Consider the following 16,304-nt stretch of genomic DNA (forward strand, 5'->3'; position numbering starts at 1 on the left):
TCTGCGTGGTGTCAGTCTAGCGTGTTAGCGCTAACGGGGCAATCTGTGCCCGTTATGACCTGATTTGTCATGCAATTTCCTTTGACCATGGAGCGCGCGGGCCGGATATTTCAACCATGAGATTTTTGATTACCGCATTCTTTCTGCTCTTTGCCCTGCCGGTGGGCGCGCAATCCTATGATCTGACCGCTGAGGAGCAGGCGGCTTATGACGCCGGGCAGGATGCGATCCGCCAGAAGGACTTTGCCGAGGCGGAGGCGCGGTTTCGGCAGGTGGTGGCCAGCATGGGCGAGAGAATGCCTGCCAACCATCCGGCGAGATTGAGCATCGAGGGCGACGTGGCCGGGGTGCTGGCGATGCAGAAGCGCTGGGACGAGGCGGTTGCCCTGCGGCGCGATGTGTTGGCCCGGTTTCGCGAGGTATCGTCGGTTTACAGCCCGTTGCACGCGATTGCGCAGATGGGGCTGGCCAAGCTGCTGGCTGATACCGGCGCAAGGCGCGAGGCGCTGCCATTGGCGATTGAAGCGGTGAGCGTGGCCGAGCAGATCCACGGCGATGATGACTTCGTCGCCAATGTCTGGCGCGGTGAGCTGGCTGATATCATGGCCGATCTGGGGCTGCATGCCGATGCCGAGGCGCTCTGGGCGCGCTCGCTCGAGGGGCTGGACCGGGCGATTGCAGAGGGCGTTCCGGGGGGCACGAACGGGTTGCAGCTTTCGGCCATGAGCTTTGCCGAGAAGCGGGCGTTTTCGCTGGAGGTGCTGGGGCGCGACGAGGAGGCCGTGGCTGCAATGGCCGATGCGCTGGAGCGGCGGCGGGCGTTTTGGGGCGATGATGATGCCGGGGTGCTGGCGATGACGCTGGAGCTGGCCAAGCTCAAGATGTTTGCGGGCGATACAGAGGGGATGCATGCGACCATCGCGCAGGTGATGCCAAAGATCGTGGCGGAGTATGGCGACAGCCCGATGCTGGCCACGGCGCTCTCTTACGATGCGATCTGGTGGCTCTATCAGGAGTTCGGCTCGGAGGCCTTCCACAAGGGTGTGGAGATGCTGGAGCGGGCGGATGCGATGTTTGAGGCGACCCTGCCCAAACCGAGGGGCGAGGGCTTTCGTCATGAGGGGTGGGGGCGCACGTTGCTGAACCTTGCCGCCGTGCGGATGGATCTGGAGGATTGGCTGGGCGCGATGGATGCGGTGCTGAGGGCCGAGAAGCTGGGCCATGCGAGCCGCAACACGCTGGTGCGGGTGCTCGACGGGGCCGGGGTGGCGAAGGCGAAGCCGTGGCGCGAGATCGTGCCGGATGCCTTGCGGATCGCGCAGCGCTCGGGGGTGACGGATGCGGGCCATGCGCTGGAGCAGATGGCGGCGCGGGTCAGCCTCGGGGACAGCCCGGCGGCCAAGCTGCACCGGGCGATCACCGATGCGGTGGATCGGGAGGCGGCACTTCAGGCCGAATATGCCGCGCTGCTGCGGCTGCCTGCGGGGCAGCGGGATTATGCCCGGGAGGTGGCGCTGAAGGCCGACCTTTCGGAGGTGAGCCTGACGCAGAAGCGGCTGACCGAGGAGTTGCACAAGACCGCGCCGGATTTTACCGCGCTGATCAACGATGGGTTGGCGGAGAGCGATGAGTTGCGCGCGCTGCTCGGCCCCGATGAGGCGATCATCCTGTTTGATATCGGTGAGCGTGACGGGGATTACGACTTTGTCTTCGTCATCACCGACGAAACCACCTATTGGCTGCCGATGCCGGTGGAGCCAACCGCCTTGGCCGCCGCTGTGGCCGATCTGCGCGCGGCGGTGGACAACCGGCTTGGCGTGCGTGCGGCGACTGCCCTGAAGGGCGCAGGTGGCCCCGCGCCAGAGTTTCCGCTGGAGGCGGCGCATTACCTTTATGCGCAGACCTTTGGGCAAATCGCGGACCTGATTGAGGGCAAGACCCATCTATACGTAGAGCTGCGCGGGCCGCTAACGGCGATTCCGCCGCATCTGATGGTGCGCAACGAGGCGGCCAGCATGGAAGAGGCGGATTGGTTGATCCGCCACCATGCGATTACCGTTGTGCCCTCGGTCTTCGCATTGAAGGCGATGGAGATTGCTGCGGGCAAGCCGCGGGCGTCTGAGCCGATCCTCGGGATCGCCAACCCGGACTTCGACCCAAGCGGCAGCGCCCCGGTGCAGGCCTCTTCCAACCGGGGCGGGGCGCTGGCACCGCTGCCGGAAACCTTTGAAGAGGTGCGCGATGTGGCGGGCTCGATGGGTGCGGGCGAGGGGGCCGTGCTGCAACAGGGAGCGGCAAGCGAGGCAGCGGTGAAGGCGGCTGATCTGGAGCGCTTCAGGGTGCTGTACTTTGCCACGCATGGGCTTGTTTCAGGCGATGAGGTGAAGGAGAGCGTGGTGGAAGAGCCCGCGCTGGCGCTTACCCCGGGCGGTGGCGAGGACGGGCTGCTGACGGCCAGCGAAATTGCGCTGCTGAGGATGAACCCCGACTGGGTGGTGCTGAGTGCTTGCAACACGGCGGTGGGCGAGACGCCGGATGCTGAAGCGCTGTCTGGCTTGGCGCAGGCCTTCCTCTATGCCGGGGCGCGGGCGCTGCTGGTCAGCCATTGGCCGGTGGAGAGCCAGAGCGCGGTGAGCCTGATGACCGATATCTTTGCCCGCCGCGCCGCCGACCCGGAGCTTTCTGCCGCGGAAGCCCAGCGGCAGGCGATGTTGGCGATGATCGACGGGCCGCGCGCAGAGTGGCGCCACCCGGCCTATTGGGCCCCGTTCATCCTTGTGGGAGACCCGGACCGATGAGCTGCCTTCGCCTGATCCTTCTTGCGCTCTCTCTCGCCCTTGCCAGCCCGGGTGTTGCCCAGGACAGGGGGAAGACCACAGAACAGATCGCGGCAGACGCCGATGAAGAGGCGCTGTTTGAGCTTTACTCTCAAGGTCGTATTGAGGAGGCGCTGCCCGCTGCCGAGGCGCTGCAACGCGCGCTGGAGGCGGCCTATGGCACCTATTCCGAGCGGGCGCTGCTGAACCACGCGCTGGTTGGCAATATCCTTGAACGTGTCGGGCGCAGGAAAGAGTCGTTGGAGATGACCCGCCGCGTGCTCGACCTTTGGGTAACGCACCATGGGCGCAACCATCCGCAGGCCCAGCGTGCCCGGATGAACCTTGCGATGGCACTCTCGAACTCCCGCCGCGCTGGCGAGGCGATGCCCTATGCCCTCGAAGCCCTGGAATTTGCGCAAGGCCATTGGGGACCGGACCATGTGACCACGCTGTTCTTTCGCTCCAACGTTGCCGGGCTGATGGAGCGGACCGGGAAGTTTGAGGCGGCGATGGAGGAGTTCAGGGCCGTGGCCGAGGCCTTGGAGGGCGCCAGCGGCGTCAGGGCGGGGCGGCACCGGGCAAACGCCTACAGCCATGCGGCCCGGATGGCTGAACAACTGGGGCGCTATGACGAGGCTCTCCAGCTTTATGTGGAGGCGGTTGTGGCAACCCGTGCCGCCTTTGGAAACAAGCACCCTGTGTTGCAAACCGTGCTCTACAAGGGGGGGCGGCTGGCTGCGCAGTTGCGGTATTTCGATGTGGCTGCTGAGGTTTTGCTGGAAAGCGCTGAACTGGCCGAGGCGCTTTATGGCGCGAAGAGCCGCCAGACCAATGAGGCCAATGCCATGATCGCGCTCCTGCTGACCCGCGAGGGGCCGGGGGCGCAGTATTACGACATAGGCGTCGGCTTGCTCGACACGGTGCTGGCCAACATGGAAGAAACGTTGGGCCGCACCCATCCGTCGCTTTCCGAGCCGCTGGCTTGGGCCGCCACGCTGGCCAACGAGCAGGGGCGCTGGGCGCGGGCGCTGGAGCTTGGGCGCTGGTCGGCAGAGATCGGCACGTCGATGGCGAGCCCGTGGTTTGATGCTTTGGCCGCCGCCGAGGAGGCCGGGGCGATGACTGCGGAGGAGGCCGCCGAAGAGGCCTTTGAGGTGGCGCAGTCCAGCTATTTTTCGGTGGCCTCCAGCAGCACGCGGTTGCTTGGCCAGCGGCTGGAGTTGAGCCGGGAGGGCGTGGGGGATGCCGCGCGGCGTTACACGGACAACATTCGCCGCCGCAACGAGCTTCAGGCTGCGCTGCTCGACTACTCCGGCCTGCCGCTGGAGGACCGCGAGCCTGCCCGGCTGGAGGCCATGCAGGCCGAACTGGCCGCCACCATCGCAGAGATGGAGACGTTGCAGGCCGAATTGGCGGGCCGTGACCGCTGGCTGAATGGTTTGCGTGCGGGCGAAGCGGCGCGCGCGGAGGCGGTGCGCGCGCAGCTCAAACCCGGCGAGGCGGTGGTGATCATCGACACGGCAAGCAAGCCGGGCGTCTCGAGCCGCATCGTGATTGTCAGTCGCGACAGCGCGGCCTGGGCCGAGGTGCCTGCGAGCCATGAGGAACTGGCGGCTCTGGTGGAGCGGGTGCGGGCGGGGATTGAGCTGAAGATCGGGGTGCGGGCGGCGGTTTCGCTGAGCGCTGCCAGCGGCGAGGCCCCGCAGGAGTTTGACAATGCCGCCGCCGCCGCGCTTTACGCGCTGACCTTTGGGCAGGTGGCGGAGGCGCTGGAGGGGATGGACCACCTCTATGTGGAGTTGCGCGGCCCAATCTCTTCGCTGCCGCCGCAGCTTATGCTGCGCTCGGAGACGGACGGGGGCCTTGCCGGGGCGGATTGGCTGCTGCGCCATCACGCGGTGACGGTGATCCCCTCGGTTTTGTCGCTGCGGATCTCGGCCTTGGGGGCCGAAGCGGGGCGCGCGCCCGAGCCTTTCCTTGGCGTGGCCAATCCCAACTACGGCGCAAAAGCCCCGGCGAGCAATGCCCGCATGGCGGCGCTGCGCTCGGGGCTTGCACCGCTGCCGGAGACGGCGGGCGAGGTGCGTGCGGTGGCCAGTGCGGTGCAGGCGGGCGATGGCGCGGTGCTGGAGGCGGCGGCGGCCAGCGAAGCGGCGGTAAAGGCCGGGGCGCTGGACCGGTTTCGGGTGCTCTACTTTGCAACCCACGGGCTGATGGCGGGTGATGCGGTGGGCGGCGCGGTGCTGGATGAGCCAGCCTTGGCGCTCACCCCCGGCGGGGCGGAAGACGGGTTTTTGAAGGTGTCCGAGATCGCCCGGCTGAAGCTGAACGCCGATTGGGTTGTGCTTTCGGCTTGCAACACCGCCGTGGGCGGAGAGCCGGGCGGCGAGGCGCTTTCGGGGCTGGCGCAGGGCTTCTTCTATGCGGGCGCGCGTGCCTTGCTGGTGAGCCATTGGCCGGTGGAGAGCCAGAGCGCCGTGGCGCTGATGACAGACATCTTTGCCCGCCGCGCCGCTGACCCGGCGCTGACGGCCGCGCAGGCCCAGCGGCAGGCCTCGCTGGCGCTGATGGAGCAGCCGAAGTGGAGCCACCCTGCCTATTGGGCCCCGTTCATTCTGGTGGGCGATCCCGGCTGAGGCGCGCGTGCACCAGTGGCGCGATTTTCGCCGTGCGATGCGCGGTTGTTGCCTAAACGCGCACAATACTACGAAAATTTTCTCATTCTCGCCGCATTCTGCGTGCCTGCTTGGTGGACGAAGAGATCAGACAGCCCACGAGAGCCGAAAAAGGCCCGGAGGATATGACCATGATGAGACTGATGAAAAGCGCCGCCCTCGTCGCCACTCTGGTGGCCGTGGCCGGCTGTACCGTGAACGCAAGCGCCCCGCTCGCCACCCGCGATGCACCGCTTGGTGCCGCCGGGGCCGCTCAGCCAGAGAGGACGCAGCCCTTTACCATTCGCCGCGTCGATGTGCGCGTGCCCACCACGCTGCGGGTTTCGGAGGCCAACACCTACTACCCGAATGCCGACATTGTCTGGCGCGGGGATGCGCCGGGCAATCGCTGGGAGCAGGTTGAGGCGATCTTTGAAGAAGCGATCGGGCGCAGCCGCTCGAAGCTCAAGCAAGGCCGCCCGGTGGATGTGCAGGTGGAAGTGCTGCGCTTTCATTCGCTGACCGAAAAGACCCGTTACACCATTGGCGGTGTGCATTCGATCAAGTTCAAACTGATCCTGCTGGACCCGGAAACCGGGGAAGTGGTGGATGCCCGGATCGAAACCGCCGATCTCAAGGCCTATGGCGGCTCGAAGGCCATCGCTATGGAAGCGCAGGGATTGGGGCAGAAAGTGCGGATCACCCAACATCTGGCTAACACCTTTGCCGCCGAGCTTTCGGCCCGCGCGGTGGAGGGCTGAACCCAAGACGCTGACCCCGGCGGCAGCGGAATGCCGCCGGTGTTGCACCGAGGTTACCCTAAGGTAAGCAATTGGTGCGGATATATGAGACAAACTCCCACCGGGCGCTCGCCCCGCTATAACGGGAGCGAGCAGCAAGGGCCCGGCACAGGCGCCCGAAAAGGATAAGACCGATGATGACGAAAACGAGGATCTCCCTGATCGCTCTGGCTTTTGCAGCGCTGTCGGCCTGTTCTCCGGCCCCGGCGGATCTGGTGACGGTGCAGCAGTTTGACGCCAGTGCTGTTGTCTGGTCGACCGGGAGTTATCGCTGAGCCTGCGGGCTGGCGCCTTTCCACAGTTTCGCTTTTCCACAGCCGCCTGACCGGATAGGTGAGGCGGCATGAGTGATGCCCAAACCCTCCCCGCCATTCGCCTGAAACCCAAGGCCGATGCCCGCGCCATTCGCCATGGCCACCCCTGGGCCTATAGCGATGCGCTTGTGCTGGATCGGCGCACCAAGGCGCTGCCCGCTGGCAGCCTTGCGGTGCTCGAGGATGCTGAGCGCACCCCAATGGCGCTGGTGGCGGTGACGCCGGAGAGCCGGATTGCCGCGCGGGTGCTTGACCGGGATTGCGGCGCGACGATTGATGCCGCTTGGTTTGCCGCCCGGATCAAGGCCGCGCTTGATCTGCGGGAGAGGCTGTTTGATGCACCATTCTACCGGCTTGTCCACGCCGAGGCCGATGGGTTGCCGGGTGTGGTGATTGACCGGTTTGGAGACACGCTTGTGGTGCAGCCCAACGCGGCTTGGGCGGACCGGCTCTTTGAGGTGCTGGCGGAGGCTCTGTGCGAGGTGACGGGGGCGACAACCATCATTCGCAATGGCATGGGACGGGCGCGGAAGTTTGAAGGCCTGCCAGAAGTGCTGGACGTGGCCCGAGGCGAGGCCCCGGGCGCGCCGGTGCCGGTGCCAATGAACGGCGCAACCTATATGGCCGACCTGATGGGCGGGCAGAAGACCGGCCTGTTTTACGATCAGCGAGACAGCCATGCCTTCACCGCCAATTTGGCGAAGGGGGCACGGGTGCTGGATGTGTTCAGCCACGTGGGCGGCTTTGCCCTCGCCGCGCTGGCGGGTGGAGCGGATCATGCGCTGGCGGTGGACGGCTCGGAGCCTGCATTGGCGCTGGCCGAGGCTGGCGCGGCGGAAGGCGGCATGGCGGAGCGTTTCGAGACCCGCCGGGGCGATGCCTTTGCGGTGCTGGAAGCCCTTGCGGGCGAGGGCGCGCAGTTTGACGTGGTGATCTGCGATCCGCCCGCCTTTGCCCCCTCGAAAAAGGCGCTGGCGCAGGGGCTGCGGGCCTATGAACGGGTGGCGCGGTTGGCGGCTCCGCTGGTGGCGCCGGGCGGGTATCTGACGCTGTGTTCCTGCTCCCACGCCGCTGATGTGACCAAGTTTGGCAATTCCTGCGCACGGGGCATTGGCCGAGCCGGGCGGGCGGCGCAGCTTTTGCGCACGGGCTATGCCGCAGCCGACCACCCCACGCTGCCGCAACTGGCGGAATCGGGCTACCTCAAAGCGCTGACCTACCGGCTGACCGCGTGAAACTGTGCCTCGACACCTGCGTGATCTTTCCCACGGTGATGCGGGAGATGCTGCTGGGTGCGGCGAAGGCGGGATTTTTCACCCCGATGTGGTCGGCGCGGATCCTAGAAGAATGGCGGCGGGCGGCGCTCAAGCTCGGGCCTGCGGCGCAGGTGCAGGCGGAGGGCGAGGCGGCGCTGCTTCAGGCGGCATGGCCGCGCGCGGAGGTGAAGGTGGAGCCGGGGCTGGAGGCGCGGCTTTGGTTGCCTGATCCGGCGGATGTGCATGTGCTGGCCGCTGCTGTCGCAGGCTCTGCCGATGGCATCGTGACGATGAACGCCAAGGATTTTCCGCGCAACGTGCTGGCCGAGGAGGGGCTGATGCGGGCGGACCCGGACGGGCTTTTGCTGGGCTTTGCCGAGGCCGATCCGGCGCGCATGGGGGCGGTGGCCGAGGCCGTGCGGGCGGAGGCGGAGCGGCTTTCGGGCGAGTCTTGGGAGATGCGGGCGCTGATGAAGAAGGCGCGGCTGCCGCGGCTTGGGAAGGCGCTGGCTCGATAGCTGCTGCGCCTTGGTGATGCCACGCCCGTGGCGGCCTCGTGTATGGGTATTTTCAGCAAGAAAATGAGCAGGTTGCGCGTTCAGGCGCCGCTCCACTTCTTCTCGTTTGCTTCGATGGCCGCGATGCGTTTGGCAGCCGGTGGGTGGCTGAGGAACCATGCCGGGGTTTTGGCCCCGCCTGCGCCGGTGAGTTTGTCGAGCTTGGCGAAGAGGGATTTTTGCGGCGCGGTTCCGATGCCGGATTTAGTGAGCAGGGCCGAGGCGTAGGCGTCGGCTTCGAACTCGTCGGCGCGCGACAGGCGGGCCATGAGCATGGAGGTGAGGCCCGAGGCGATGGCGGCGCCGATGCCGGGGAGGATGCGGTTGAGCACCATCGCGAGGCCGACGCGCAGGGCGTTTTGCCCGGAAAAGTCGATCATCCGGCGGCGGGAGTGGCCGAGGGCGACGTGGCCCAGTTCATGGGCGATGACAGAGGCCAGTTCTTGCTCGGTGACCGCGCCTTGCTTCAGCGCGGTGTGAAAGCCGCGGGTGATGAAGATCCGGCCATCTGGCGCGGCGAGGCCGTTGATGGCGGGGGTTTCGAAGATGTGCACGCGCAGGCGTGGCAAATCGAGAGCGCGGGCCATGCGGGCGGTGAGCTTTTCCATCGCCGGATCGTCGAGCGGGCTGCTTTGGGCATCGAGCTGACGCGCTGTGCGCCAGGCGGAGAAGCGCCAGAGGATCAGCCCGTAGGCGAGGGCGAGGAGGATGGGGGTGAGCTTGAGCATCCTCCCTTATATGGGGCGCGATGGGGGCGAGGGAAAGCGGGCAGGGCTGCGTGAAATTGCGGCAGGAAACGTGAAAATGCTGTTCACGGCGTTGCGATGACGCGGGGGCGTGCCCATCTTGAGCGGCATTAGACTGCGACCAAGACCTTTTTCGACCCTGCTATTCGGAGCTGCCACAATGCATATGACCGACCATACCCACAGTTTTTCTGCCATGCCCGTTTGGCGCCCGATGGCCGGCCGGGCCGCCTTGGCGCTTGCCGCGCTGATCTTTGCCACGGCCGTTATGGCCACCGGGCTGCATCTGGGCGAGGGAGGCGGGGCCGAGCCAGCGCTTTATGCGCTCGCCTTCGGTTTTTTCTTTGGAATCCCGGCGCTGCTTTGCGCGCAGCAGAGCGTGTTTGCCCCGGGCCAGACACGCGCCTGCCTCTTTGCTGGCCGCGTGCTGGGCGTGGCCTGGCTTGCGTCGATGGCTTGGCTCGTGGGGCTTTATTTGTAGGGCCCGGCGGGCGAGCGCTCAGTCGAGCGCCATTAGGACGAAGACGTAGGTAACGCTGGCCAGCGCGACGCAGGCCACCACCAGATAGACCACCCAGAGGTAGTCGGAGCGCAGGAGCGCCACCACGGCCACGAGCGCGACCGGCAGGCAGAGCGCCAGCAGGCCCGGCAGGCCGAGGGTCTGGATCAGCCGGTCGAGCGGGGTGCCGAACCAAGCCCAATGGTTGCCGACGCCGTAGCTGCCCCCGTCCTGCCAGAGACCGGCGAGCATGAGGCCGGTGAGCACGGCGGCGTAGACGAGGGCTGTTGGGTAAATCGCGGTTTCCTCTGGGATGGCGGGGTGGGCTCGGGCCGCCCGGTAAGGGGTAGCCCGGATGTGCTGTTGAGCACTAGCCTTCGAATTCGGCGTCCATCGTGATTTCTGCGCCGCCTTCCAGCAGTTTGGAGAGCGGGCAGTTGGCCTTGGCGGTTTCGGCAGCGGCCATGAAGGCGTCGGAGTCGATCCCGGGGACATTGCCCTTGAGTTTGAGGTGGATCTTCTTGACGGCGAAGCCTTCGCCTTCCTTGTCCATCGACACAGTGGCGGTTGTGTCGAGCGACTCGGCTTCTTTGCCGGTCTGGTCGACCAGGATCTTGGAAAGTGCCATGGTGAAGCAGCCCGCGTGGGCTGCGCCGATCAGCTCTTCGGGGTTGGTGCCGGGGGCGTCCTCAAAACGGGTGTTGAAGCCGTAGGGCTGTGAGGAGAGGGCGCCGGACTCGGTGGAGATGGTGCCTTTGCCCTCTTTGATGTTGCCGCTCCAATGGGCCGAAGCCTTGCGATTGATCATGTCTGCCTCCGTTTTTGGATGTTCAGACCGCTCAACGTGGCAGCGCGGGGGATGTTCCGCGCGGGTGCAGGCTCATTTCCAGCGGCGGTGAATCCAGAACCATTGGTCGGGGTCGGCTTCGACCCGGGCTTCAAGGCTGCGGGTGGCGGCCTCTGTCATGGTGCGGGCGTCGGTGTGGGGGATTGGCTCTTCGACCTCGACGGCGTAATCGAGCCCGCCGTTCAGCCGGGTGGCGTAGAGCGGCAGCATGAGCGCGTCATAGCGCAGGGCCATTTCGGCGGCGGAGGTGGCGGTGCGTGCGGGGTGGCCCATGAAGTCGATCACCTCGCCGCGCCATGTGTTGACGTCATGCAGGATGATGAGCATGCCGCCGGCTTTCAGGTGGCGGATGAAGGCCATTGTGCCCTTGCGCCCCTGCGGGAAGACGGGGCGGCCCACCGCTTCCATCGTGGCGACGTAGTGCTGGTTGAAGAAGGCGTTGGCCATGGGGCGGTAGAGGCCGCCGAAGTGGTAGCCGCTGGTGTTCAGCTTGGCGCGCGCGGCCTCGTAGTTGCCGAAGTGGCCGGTGACGGCGATCACCGCGCGGCCCGTGGCGCGGGCCTCTTCCAGCGCGGGCAGGCCGGGGCCGGAGAGGGAAAAGCTGGCGGCGCGGGCGAAGAAGGTTGGGTTGGAGTAATTCTCCATCAGCACGCGTCCCGCGTTTTCGCAGACCTTGGCCGCAAGGGCGGCGCGAGCGGGTGGCTCCATGTCGGGCCAGACCATGGCGAGGTTGTCGCGCGCGCGTTTGCCGTAGCCTGCCAGCGGCGCGATGACATTGCGGGTGAGCTTGCCGAAGGTGCGGATGCGGGCCGGGTAGGGCAGCAGGCGGGCAGAGCCGATGAAGCCGCGCAGGATCTTGTCGGTCAGCCAGTCGGCCGCCGAGCCCTTGGGCGGTGGGTCATCATCTGTTGTGGCGGCCATGCGGCTCTCTCCCGGTGGTGGGATAGGGTTAGCTGCGAGGTCGCCGGAAGGGAAGGGGGCTGCACATCGGCAGGCTGGTGCGGGCGGCGCAGGGCGGCGGTTGGCCTAGTCCTCCTCAGCGTCGTCGGGGGAGACGAGGATAAGCTCGCCATCGGCCTCCAGGCGGCGGATCTCGGCGACGACCGCCGTCATCGCCTCTTCGCCGTCCTTTTCCTTGACCTTGCCGAGTTCTGCCATTTCTTCGCGCAGCCCCTCGGCCATGCGTTTGGAGATATTCTCGAGGATGTGGTCACGGGAGCGCTCGGCCTCGCCACTGGCGGCGGCGAGCGCGGTGACGAGAACCGCCTGTTCAATGCCGCGGGTGATCTTGGGGACATCGCGGGCGGCGAGACGGTCGGCGATGTTGACGAAGGTGAAGATGGCCTTTTTCACCTGATCGGCAAACTCAGAGTCTTCTTCCTCCAGCCCCTTGAGCACGTCGTCGCGGGTGGCGGAGGGGGAGAAGTTGAGCACGGCGGCCACACGCTCCACCGGGCCGCCATCGAAGGCCATGACGGGCTGGGCATCGAACTGGGCGGCGAGGGTGAGGCCGATGCGGGCGACGGTTTCGGGGCCGACGCGGCCGGTGCGGGACATGGCGTGGGTGATCCGGCGGGCCTTGTCGCCCGGCAGCTTTCCGAGGAGTTCGGCGGCGCGACCGGTGGGCAGCTTGGCCAGCATGACGGCGCCAACCTCGACGCTCTCTTCTTCCAGCACGGGCAAGAGCTTTTCGGCATCGAGGCCCGAGATCCGCTCCCACGGGTCGCCCTTGGCGGCCACCCCGGCTTCACGGCGCAGCCGGGCGGAGGTGATCGGGGAGATATGGCCATCAAGCAGGCCGAGTGCCCCCTCCATGGCGCCGGGAAAGCACAGGCCGACACGGTCAAGTTCGGCCTCGAACTCTTCGATGACCTCGGCCAGCGTGTCGCGATCAATCATGCGCAGCTTGCCCATGGCGCGGGTGAGCTCGGTTTGCATGCCGTCGGGCCATTCGGCGAGCGGCAATTTGGCGCCGCCATTGACCAGAAGGCGCACGATGACGGCGGCTTTTTCACGGCGGGTGAGCCGACGAGCGGAGCCGGAACGCGCGGCATCGCTGCCGCCCGCCATGGCCGGAAGAGAAACCCCGCCGGAGGTTGCGCTGCTGCCGGGCAGGTCGGTGTCAAAACCACCAAGCCCGCCGGGGAGCGGGGAGAGAGAAGTGGACATCAGCGCCTCGCGCCTTCCGCATGGTTCACGTTGAGCGAGCATAGCGGCGGGAGGCTTAAGGCGGGGTTACCCGAACCGGAGTTTCAGTGCCCCGGTGCAGGGCAAGACGGTGTGATCAGCCGGTGGGCGTGATGCAGCTTGCTGTCTTGTCATCCCAGACTTTGCCGTCGGCGCAGGACATGCGCACGTGCTGGCTGGAGCATTCGGCATAGGCGAGGGCGGGAGAGAGGGCCAGCGCGAGGGCGGCGAGGGCTGTCTTCGTCTTCATCGGTCTCATTCCTCCGGTTTGCGGGGATGAGCCTATCACGGGCGGCGATTCCGACAAAGCGCCGGGGCTGCAAAACCCTTTCCGTTACGGAAACGTGAATGGTCCGGTGCAAGGCCGTGAAATGCCAATGGCCTTGATTGCCGCGGCGTCACCTGTGGCGCACCCCTCTTACAGGCACCGGGTGGACGGCATGCCAGCCCCAAGGCAGGGCCGCCTCTTCCCCCGAGATTTTCCACCCGGTGCCGCATCACACCGTTCGTGCCCAACTGCGGCCGACACATTGGAGGACTATAGCAATGTCACACGCCAAAGGCCCCGCCCGCCCTGCATTTGCCCCGCGCTCGAAGCTCTACAAGGGGCGGTTCGGGCGGATTTGCCCCGGTCTTACCCCATGGGTGCCGCCCGGTGTGCCGCCCGAACAAATCGAGGCACACTTCGTCGCTTTCGCCAACGAGCACATGACCGAGCGCCCCGGTATGAGCCCGGGAGAGGCTATTGAGATCGACGATGAGCTGGAGGCCGAGTTCAGCTCGGGTATCCCGGCGGGTTACACCTACTTCGGCCAATTCGTTGACCATGACATCACCTTCGACCCGACGCCTTTGGGCGTTGAGCTGACAGACCCTGAGGGGCTCGACAACTTTCGCACGCCGCGGCTGGACCTCGATTGCGTCTATGGCTCGGGGCCGCATGACCAGCCGTATATGTATGAGCTGACGGAAGACCCGAATGATCCTTCGAGAAAAGTGCCCAACTCCGAGCGCTTTCTGATCGGGTCTATCGAAGGCCAGCCCTTGGCCGACTTGCCGCGCAACCCTAACGGACGCGCGATCATCGGCGACATGCGTAATGACGAGAATGCTATTGTCAGCCAGATCCAACTCGCCTTTCTGACCGCCCACAACGCGTTGGTGGACCGCGCCATCGCCGCAGGCAAGGCAAACCCCTTCATGGAGGCGCGGCGTGTGCTGACGTGGCTTTATCAGCATTGCGTGTGGGAGGATTTCGTCCGCCGGATCTGCATCGACGAGGTGGTGGACACCGCGCTGCAGAAGGACAAAGGCAAGGACGGGCGGGTGCAGTGGCAGCTCGGGCTGAAGGATGTTTACAACTGGGAATACAACCCCTTCATGCCGCTGGAATTTTCGGTGGCGGCCTATCGCTTTGGGCACTCGATGGTGCGCAACGGCTATCAGACCAACTTCACCCACAACCAGTTGGAGCGGGTGGCGTTGTTCAACAACACCACCTCCGGCCCCGGGGCGGATGAGCCCGATCTGCGCGGCTTTGGCCCACGCAAGCCGGTGACGACGGTGCAATGGGACTGGTTCTTCGACATGGGCAATGAGGCGGATTTCTTTCCGCAGATGGCCCGGAAGATCGACACCAAGCTGGCCAATGCGCTGCTGTTCCTCGGCGAGGACGATGGCGACCCGGCCAGCGTGGCCAACAAACTGGCGGCGCGCAACCTGATCCGCGGCGTGATGATGGAGTTGCCCTCGGGCCCTGACGTGGCGGCCAAGTTGAATGTGCCGGTGACGGTCAACCTCAGCGAGGAGGAGCCTGCCGCGCTTTGGTATTACATCCTGAAGGAGGCCGAAGGGCAGGGCGGCGCCCGGCTGGGGCGGCTTGGCTCGACCATCGTTTGCGCGGTGTTCGCCGGGCTGCTGAAGGGCGACCCGAAGGCCTATGTCAATGTCGATCCGGGCTGGAGCCCTGAGAAGGAGCTGGCCAGCGGCATGCTGACCGACGGCGACAAGCAGGACAATCCCGACTGGGGCCTTCAGGCGATCCTGCGGATTTCCGGACAGCCGGTGAGCGGCGTTTAACCCTTTCCCCTCACCAGGCAGGAAAGCCCGGAGGCGTGGTGGCCCGGGTCTTTCCGGGGAAGGTCCGTCCCTTGCGGGGCGGGCCTTTTCTGTTCGGGGCGCGCTCATCCGCCCTTCGAGGCGTCTTCGCGGTGGTTGGGGCCACGGGCGATGAGGGGGCGAAGACCGCGAAGAGCCGTTTGGCGGGCGCTATGCCTCTTTCGGGCGCATCACCAGCCAGATCAGCGCGCCGCCCGCGAGCACGAGGAAGGGGGCCATGGCGAAGTTGACCGCCGTCCAACCGGCCTGCGCCGAGCCGCCCGAGCAGTTCATCAGCCCGCCGGACGCGAGGGAGGCCAGGGTGACACCGCCGAAGACGATCAGGTCATTCAGCCCCTGCATCCGCCCGCGCTCGTGGGGCGCATGGGCCCCGGCGAGCATGGAGGTGGCGCCGATGAAGCCGAAGTTCCAGCCAAGGCCGAGCAGCACGAGGGCCACGAAGAACTGTTCGAGCTCGACGCCCGACAGCCCTACAGCCCCGGCGGCCGCGAGGATCACCAGCCCAATGGCCATGATCTTCTCTACACCGAAGCGCGCGATCAGGTGGCCGGTGAAGAAGGAGGGCGCGAACATCGCCAGCACGTGAGCGGTGACAACATTGGCGGCATCCCCGGTTTCAAAACCGCAGCCCACGACGGCAAGCGGCGTCGAGGTCATCACGAGGTTCATCAGCGCATAGCTGACCATGGCGCAGATCACCGCCACCGCGATGCGGGGCGTTTTCAGCAGTTCCATCCGGCTCCGGCCCTTGGGCGCGTCATGGGCGGGGATCGGGGGGCGGGGGATGTCGAGGAAGAGAAACAGCAGCGAGCCGACGATGTTGACGGCGATCACCGCGGCATAGGTGCCAAGGAAGGGGATGACATAGGCCTCGGCGGTGAACTTCACGATCTGCGGGCCGATGATGGCCGAGGCCAGCCCACCGGCCATGACGTAGGAGATGGCCTTGGGGCGGAAGGCGTCTGACGCGGTATCGGCGGCGGCAAAACGATAAAAGCCCTGCGCCGACATGTAGATGCCTGTCAGCAGCGAGCCGGCGAGGAAGATGTAGAAGTTCTGCGCATAGAGCCCATAGGCCCCGATGGCGCCGCCGGCGGCTCCGCCGAAGGCCCCAGCCCAGAACCCCGCGCGCCGCCCGTAGCGCTGCATCAGCGCCGAAAGCGGCGTGGCCGAGAGCATGGAGCCGAGCACGATGAGCGAGATCGGCAGGGTGGCGAAGCAGATGTTGGGAGCAAGGCTTTGGCCCGCAAGCCCGCCGATGGTGAAAATCATCGGCATCTGGCTGCCAAGGATCGCCTGCGCGGCCACCAGCACGGCGACGTTGCGGCGGGCCTTGCTGTCGTCGGCGGGGGCGGGCGGGGTATCGGCGGAGGTGCTCATGGGCGGTATAGAGCCCAAAGCCGGGGCCTGTGCAAGCGGCGGTGCGCCTGCGCTTTGTTGCCGAATCGGGGATCGGTTGTTGCGCGGTCAGCCCTTGGCCCGAGCAGCGGCGGGGCCTATGGTTTGG

15 protein-coding genes are annotated in these 16,304 nt (G+C 66.2%); 8 read left to right on the top strand and 7 right to left on the bottom strand.

Annotated features, from left to right (window positions below; all coding sequences use genetic code 11):
* Nucleotides 1-116: 116 nt before the first annotated feature.
* The 6 genes from FHY55_RS09485 to FHY55_RS09505 all read left to right on the top strand — a co-directional run bounded on the left by FHY55_RS09485 (nt 117) and on the right by FHY55_RS09505 (nt 8,361).
* The gene (locus FHY55_RS09485) at nt 117-2,798 is read left to right on the top strand and encodes a CHAT domain-containing tetratricopeptide repeat protein (RefSeq protein WP_140013962.1); all 2,682 of its coding nucleotides are present in this window, start codon (nt 117-119) and stop codon (nt 2,796-2,798) included.
* A complete protein-coding gene (locus tag FHY55_RS09490) occupies nt 2,795-5,455 on the top strand; it encodes a CHAT domain-containing tetratricopeptide repeat protein (protein WP_140013963.1) in 2,661 nt (886 codons plus the stop codon). Before FHY55_RS09485 ends, FHY55_RS09490 begins: the two co-directional genes overlap by 4 nt.
* 170 nt (nt 5,456-5,625) lie before the next feature.
* Entirely contained in the window at nt 5,626-6,234 is a 609-nt protein-coding gene (locus tag FHY55_RS09495; protein ID WP_140013964.1) for a DUF6778 family protein, read from the top strand.
* Nucleotides 6,235-6,407: 173 nt separating this feature from the next.
* Nucleotides 6,408-6,548 (top strand): hypothetical protein, encoded by a 141-nt coding sequence (locus tag FHY55_RS20490; RefSeq protein WP_168222967.1) that lies wholly within the window; start codon nt 6,408-6,410, stop codon nt 6,546-6,548.
* 68 nt (nt 6,549-6,616) lie between these two features.
* Entirely contained in the window at nt 6,617-7,822 is a 1,206-nt protein-coding gene (locus FHY55_RS09500; protein ID WP_140013965.1) for an RSP_2647 family RNA methyltransferase, read from the top strand.
* The gene (locus FHY55_RS09505; RefSeq protein WP_140013966.1) at nt 7,819-8,361 is read left to right on the top strand and encodes an RSP_2648 family PIN domain-containing protein; all 543 of its coding nucleotides are present in this window, start codon (nt 7,819-7,821) and stop codon (nt 8,359-8,361) included. Before FHY55_RS09500 ends, FHY55_RS09505 begins: the two co-directional genes overlap by 4 nt.
* An 80-nt stretch (nt 8,362-8,441) precedes the next feature.
* Here the strand turns inward: FHY55_RS09505 and FHY55_RS09510 are convergent, their stop codons facing one another.
* Nucleotides 8,442-9,128, bottom strand: coding sequence for a M48 family metallopeptidase (locus FHY55_RS09510; protein ID WP_140013967.1), 687 nt, complete (start codon nt 9,126-9,128; stop codon nt 8,442-8,444).
* A gap of 184 nt (nt 9,129-9,312) precedes the next feature.
* Here FHY55_RS09510 and FHY55_RS09515 point away from each other — a divergent pair, with 184 nt between their 5' ends.
* Nucleotides 9,313-9,627, top strand: a complete 315-nt coding sequence (locus tag FHY55_RS09515; protein WP_140013968.1) for a hypothetical protein — start codon at nt 9,313-9,315, stop codon at nt 9,625-9,627.
* Nucleotides 9,628-9,645: 18 nt separating this feature from the next.
* Here the strand turns inward: FHY55_RS09515 and FHY55_RS09520 are convergent, their stop codons facing one another.
* The 5 genes from FHY55_RS09520 to FHY55_RS20495 form a co-directional block, all read right to left on the bottom strand.
* Complete coding sequence (locus FHY55_RS09520) at nt 9,646-9,912, bottom strand: hypothetical protein (RefSeq protein WP_140013969.1); 267 nt, start codon at nt 9,910-9,912, stop codon at nt 9,646-9,648.
* Nucleotides 9,913-10,015: 103 nt separating this feature from the next.
* The gene (locus FHY55_RS09525) at nt 10,016-10,453 is read right to left on the bottom strand and encodes an OsmC family protein (RefSeq protein WP_140013970.1); all 438 of its coding nucleotides are present in this window, start codon (nt 10,451-10,453) and stop codon (nt 10,016-10,018) included.
* Between the two features lie 72 nt (nt 10,454-10,525).
* The gene (locus FHY55_RS09530) at nt 10,526-11,413 is read right to left on the bottom strand and encodes a lysophospholipid acyltransferase family protein (RefSeq protein WP_140013971.1); all 888 of its coding nucleotides are present in this window, start codon (nt 11,411-11,413) and stop codon (nt 10,526-10,528) included.
* Between the two features lie 105 nt (nt 11,414-11,518).
* Nucleotides 11,519-12,562 carry a flagellar motor switch protein FliG gene (locus FHY55_RS09535; RefSeq protein ID WP_140016065.1) on the bottom strand — a complete coding sequence of 348 codons (1,044 nt, stop codon included), beginning with the start codon at nt 12,560-12,562 and terminating at the stop codon, nt 11,519-11,521.
* A gap of 214 nt (nt 12,563-12,776) precedes the next feature.
* Complete coding sequence (locus tag FHY55_RS20495; protein WP_168222898.1) at nt 12,777-12,929, bottom strand: hypothetical protein; 153 nt, start codon at nt 12,927-12,929, stop codon at nt 12,777-12,779.
* 296 nt (nt 12,930-13,225) lie between these two features.
* On the opposite strand from FHY55_RS20495, the gene FHY55_RS09540 reads away from it, so the two are divergent.
* Nucleotides 13,226-14,758, top strand: a complete 1,533-nt coding sequence (locus FHY55_RS09540; protein ID WP_140013972.1) for a peroxidase family protein — start codon at nt 13,226-13,228, stop codon at nt 14,756-14,758.
* A gap of 189 nt (nt 14,759-14,947) precedes the next feature.
* Here FHY55_RS09540 and FHY55_RS09545 read toward each other — a convergent pair whose 3' ends face one another.
* The gene (locus FHY55_RS09545) at nt 14,948-16,177 is read right to left on the bottom strand and encodes an MFS transporter (protein WP_140013973.1); all 1,230 of its coding nucleotides are present in this window, start codon (nt 16,175-16,177) and stop codon (nt 14,948-14,950) included.
* Nucleotides 16,178-16,304: the final 127 nt, after the last annotated feature.

The sequence above is a fragment of the Oceanicola sp. D3 genome, assembly GCF_006351965.1.
In the GTDB taxonomy this organism is placed as follows: Bacteria; Pseudomonadota; Alphaproteobacteria; order Rhodobacterales; family Rhodobacteraceae; genus Vannielia.

Coding starts and splice junctions, on each gene's coding strand:
- FHY55_RS20495 (WP_168222898.1), bottom strand. CDS start 12,929: ATGAAGACGAAGACAGCCCTCGCCGCCCTCGCGCTGGCCCTCTCTCCC.
- FHY55_RS09525 (WP_140013970.1), bottom strand. CDS start 10,453: ATGATCAATCGCAAGGCTTCGGCCCATTGGAGCGGCAACATCAAAGAG.
- FHY55_RS09545 (WP_140013973.1), bottom strand. CDS start 16,177: ATGAGCACCTCCGCCGATACCCCGCCCGCCCCCGCCGACGACAGCAAG.
- FHY55_RS09490 (WP_140013963.1), top strand. CDS start 2,795: ATGAGCTGCCTTCGCCTGATCCTTCTTGCGCTCTCTCTCGCCCTTGCC.
- FHY55_RS09485 (WP_140013962.1), top strand. CDS start 117: ATGAGATTTTTGATTACCGCATTCTTTCTGCTCTTTGCCCTGCCGGTG.
- FHY55_RS09500 (WP_140013965.1), top strand. CDS start 6,617: ATGAGTGATGCCCAAACCCTCCCCGCCATTCGCCTGAAACCCAAGGCC.
- FHY55_RS09495 (WP_140013964.1), top strand. CDS start 5,626: ATGATGAGACTGATGAAAAGCGCCGCCCTCGTCGCCACTCTGGTGGCC.
- FHY55_RS09530 (WP_140013971.1), bottom strand. CDS start 11,413: ATGGCCGCCACAACAGATGATGACCCACCGCCCAAGGGCTCGGCGGCC.
- FHY55_RS09540 (WP_140013972.1), top strand. CDS start 13,226: ATGTCACACGCCAAAGGCCCCGCCCGCCCTGCATTTGCCCCGCGCTCG.
- FHY55_RS09535 (WP_140016065.1), bottom strand. CDS start 12,562: ATGGCGGGCGGCAGCGATGCCGCGCGTTCCGGCTCCGCTCGTCGGCTC.
- FHY55_RS09510 (WP_140013967.1), bottom strand. CDS start 9,128: ATGCTCAAGCTCACCCCCATCCTCCTCGCCCTCGCCTACGGGCTGATC.
- FHY55_RS09515 (WP_140013968.1), top strand. CDS start 9,313: ATGACCGACCATACCCACAGTTTTTCTGCCATGCCCGTTTGGCGCCCG.
- FHY55_RS20490 (WP_168222967.1), top strand. CDS start 6,408: ATGATGACGAAAACGAGGATCTCCCTGATCGCTCTGGCTTTTGCAGCG.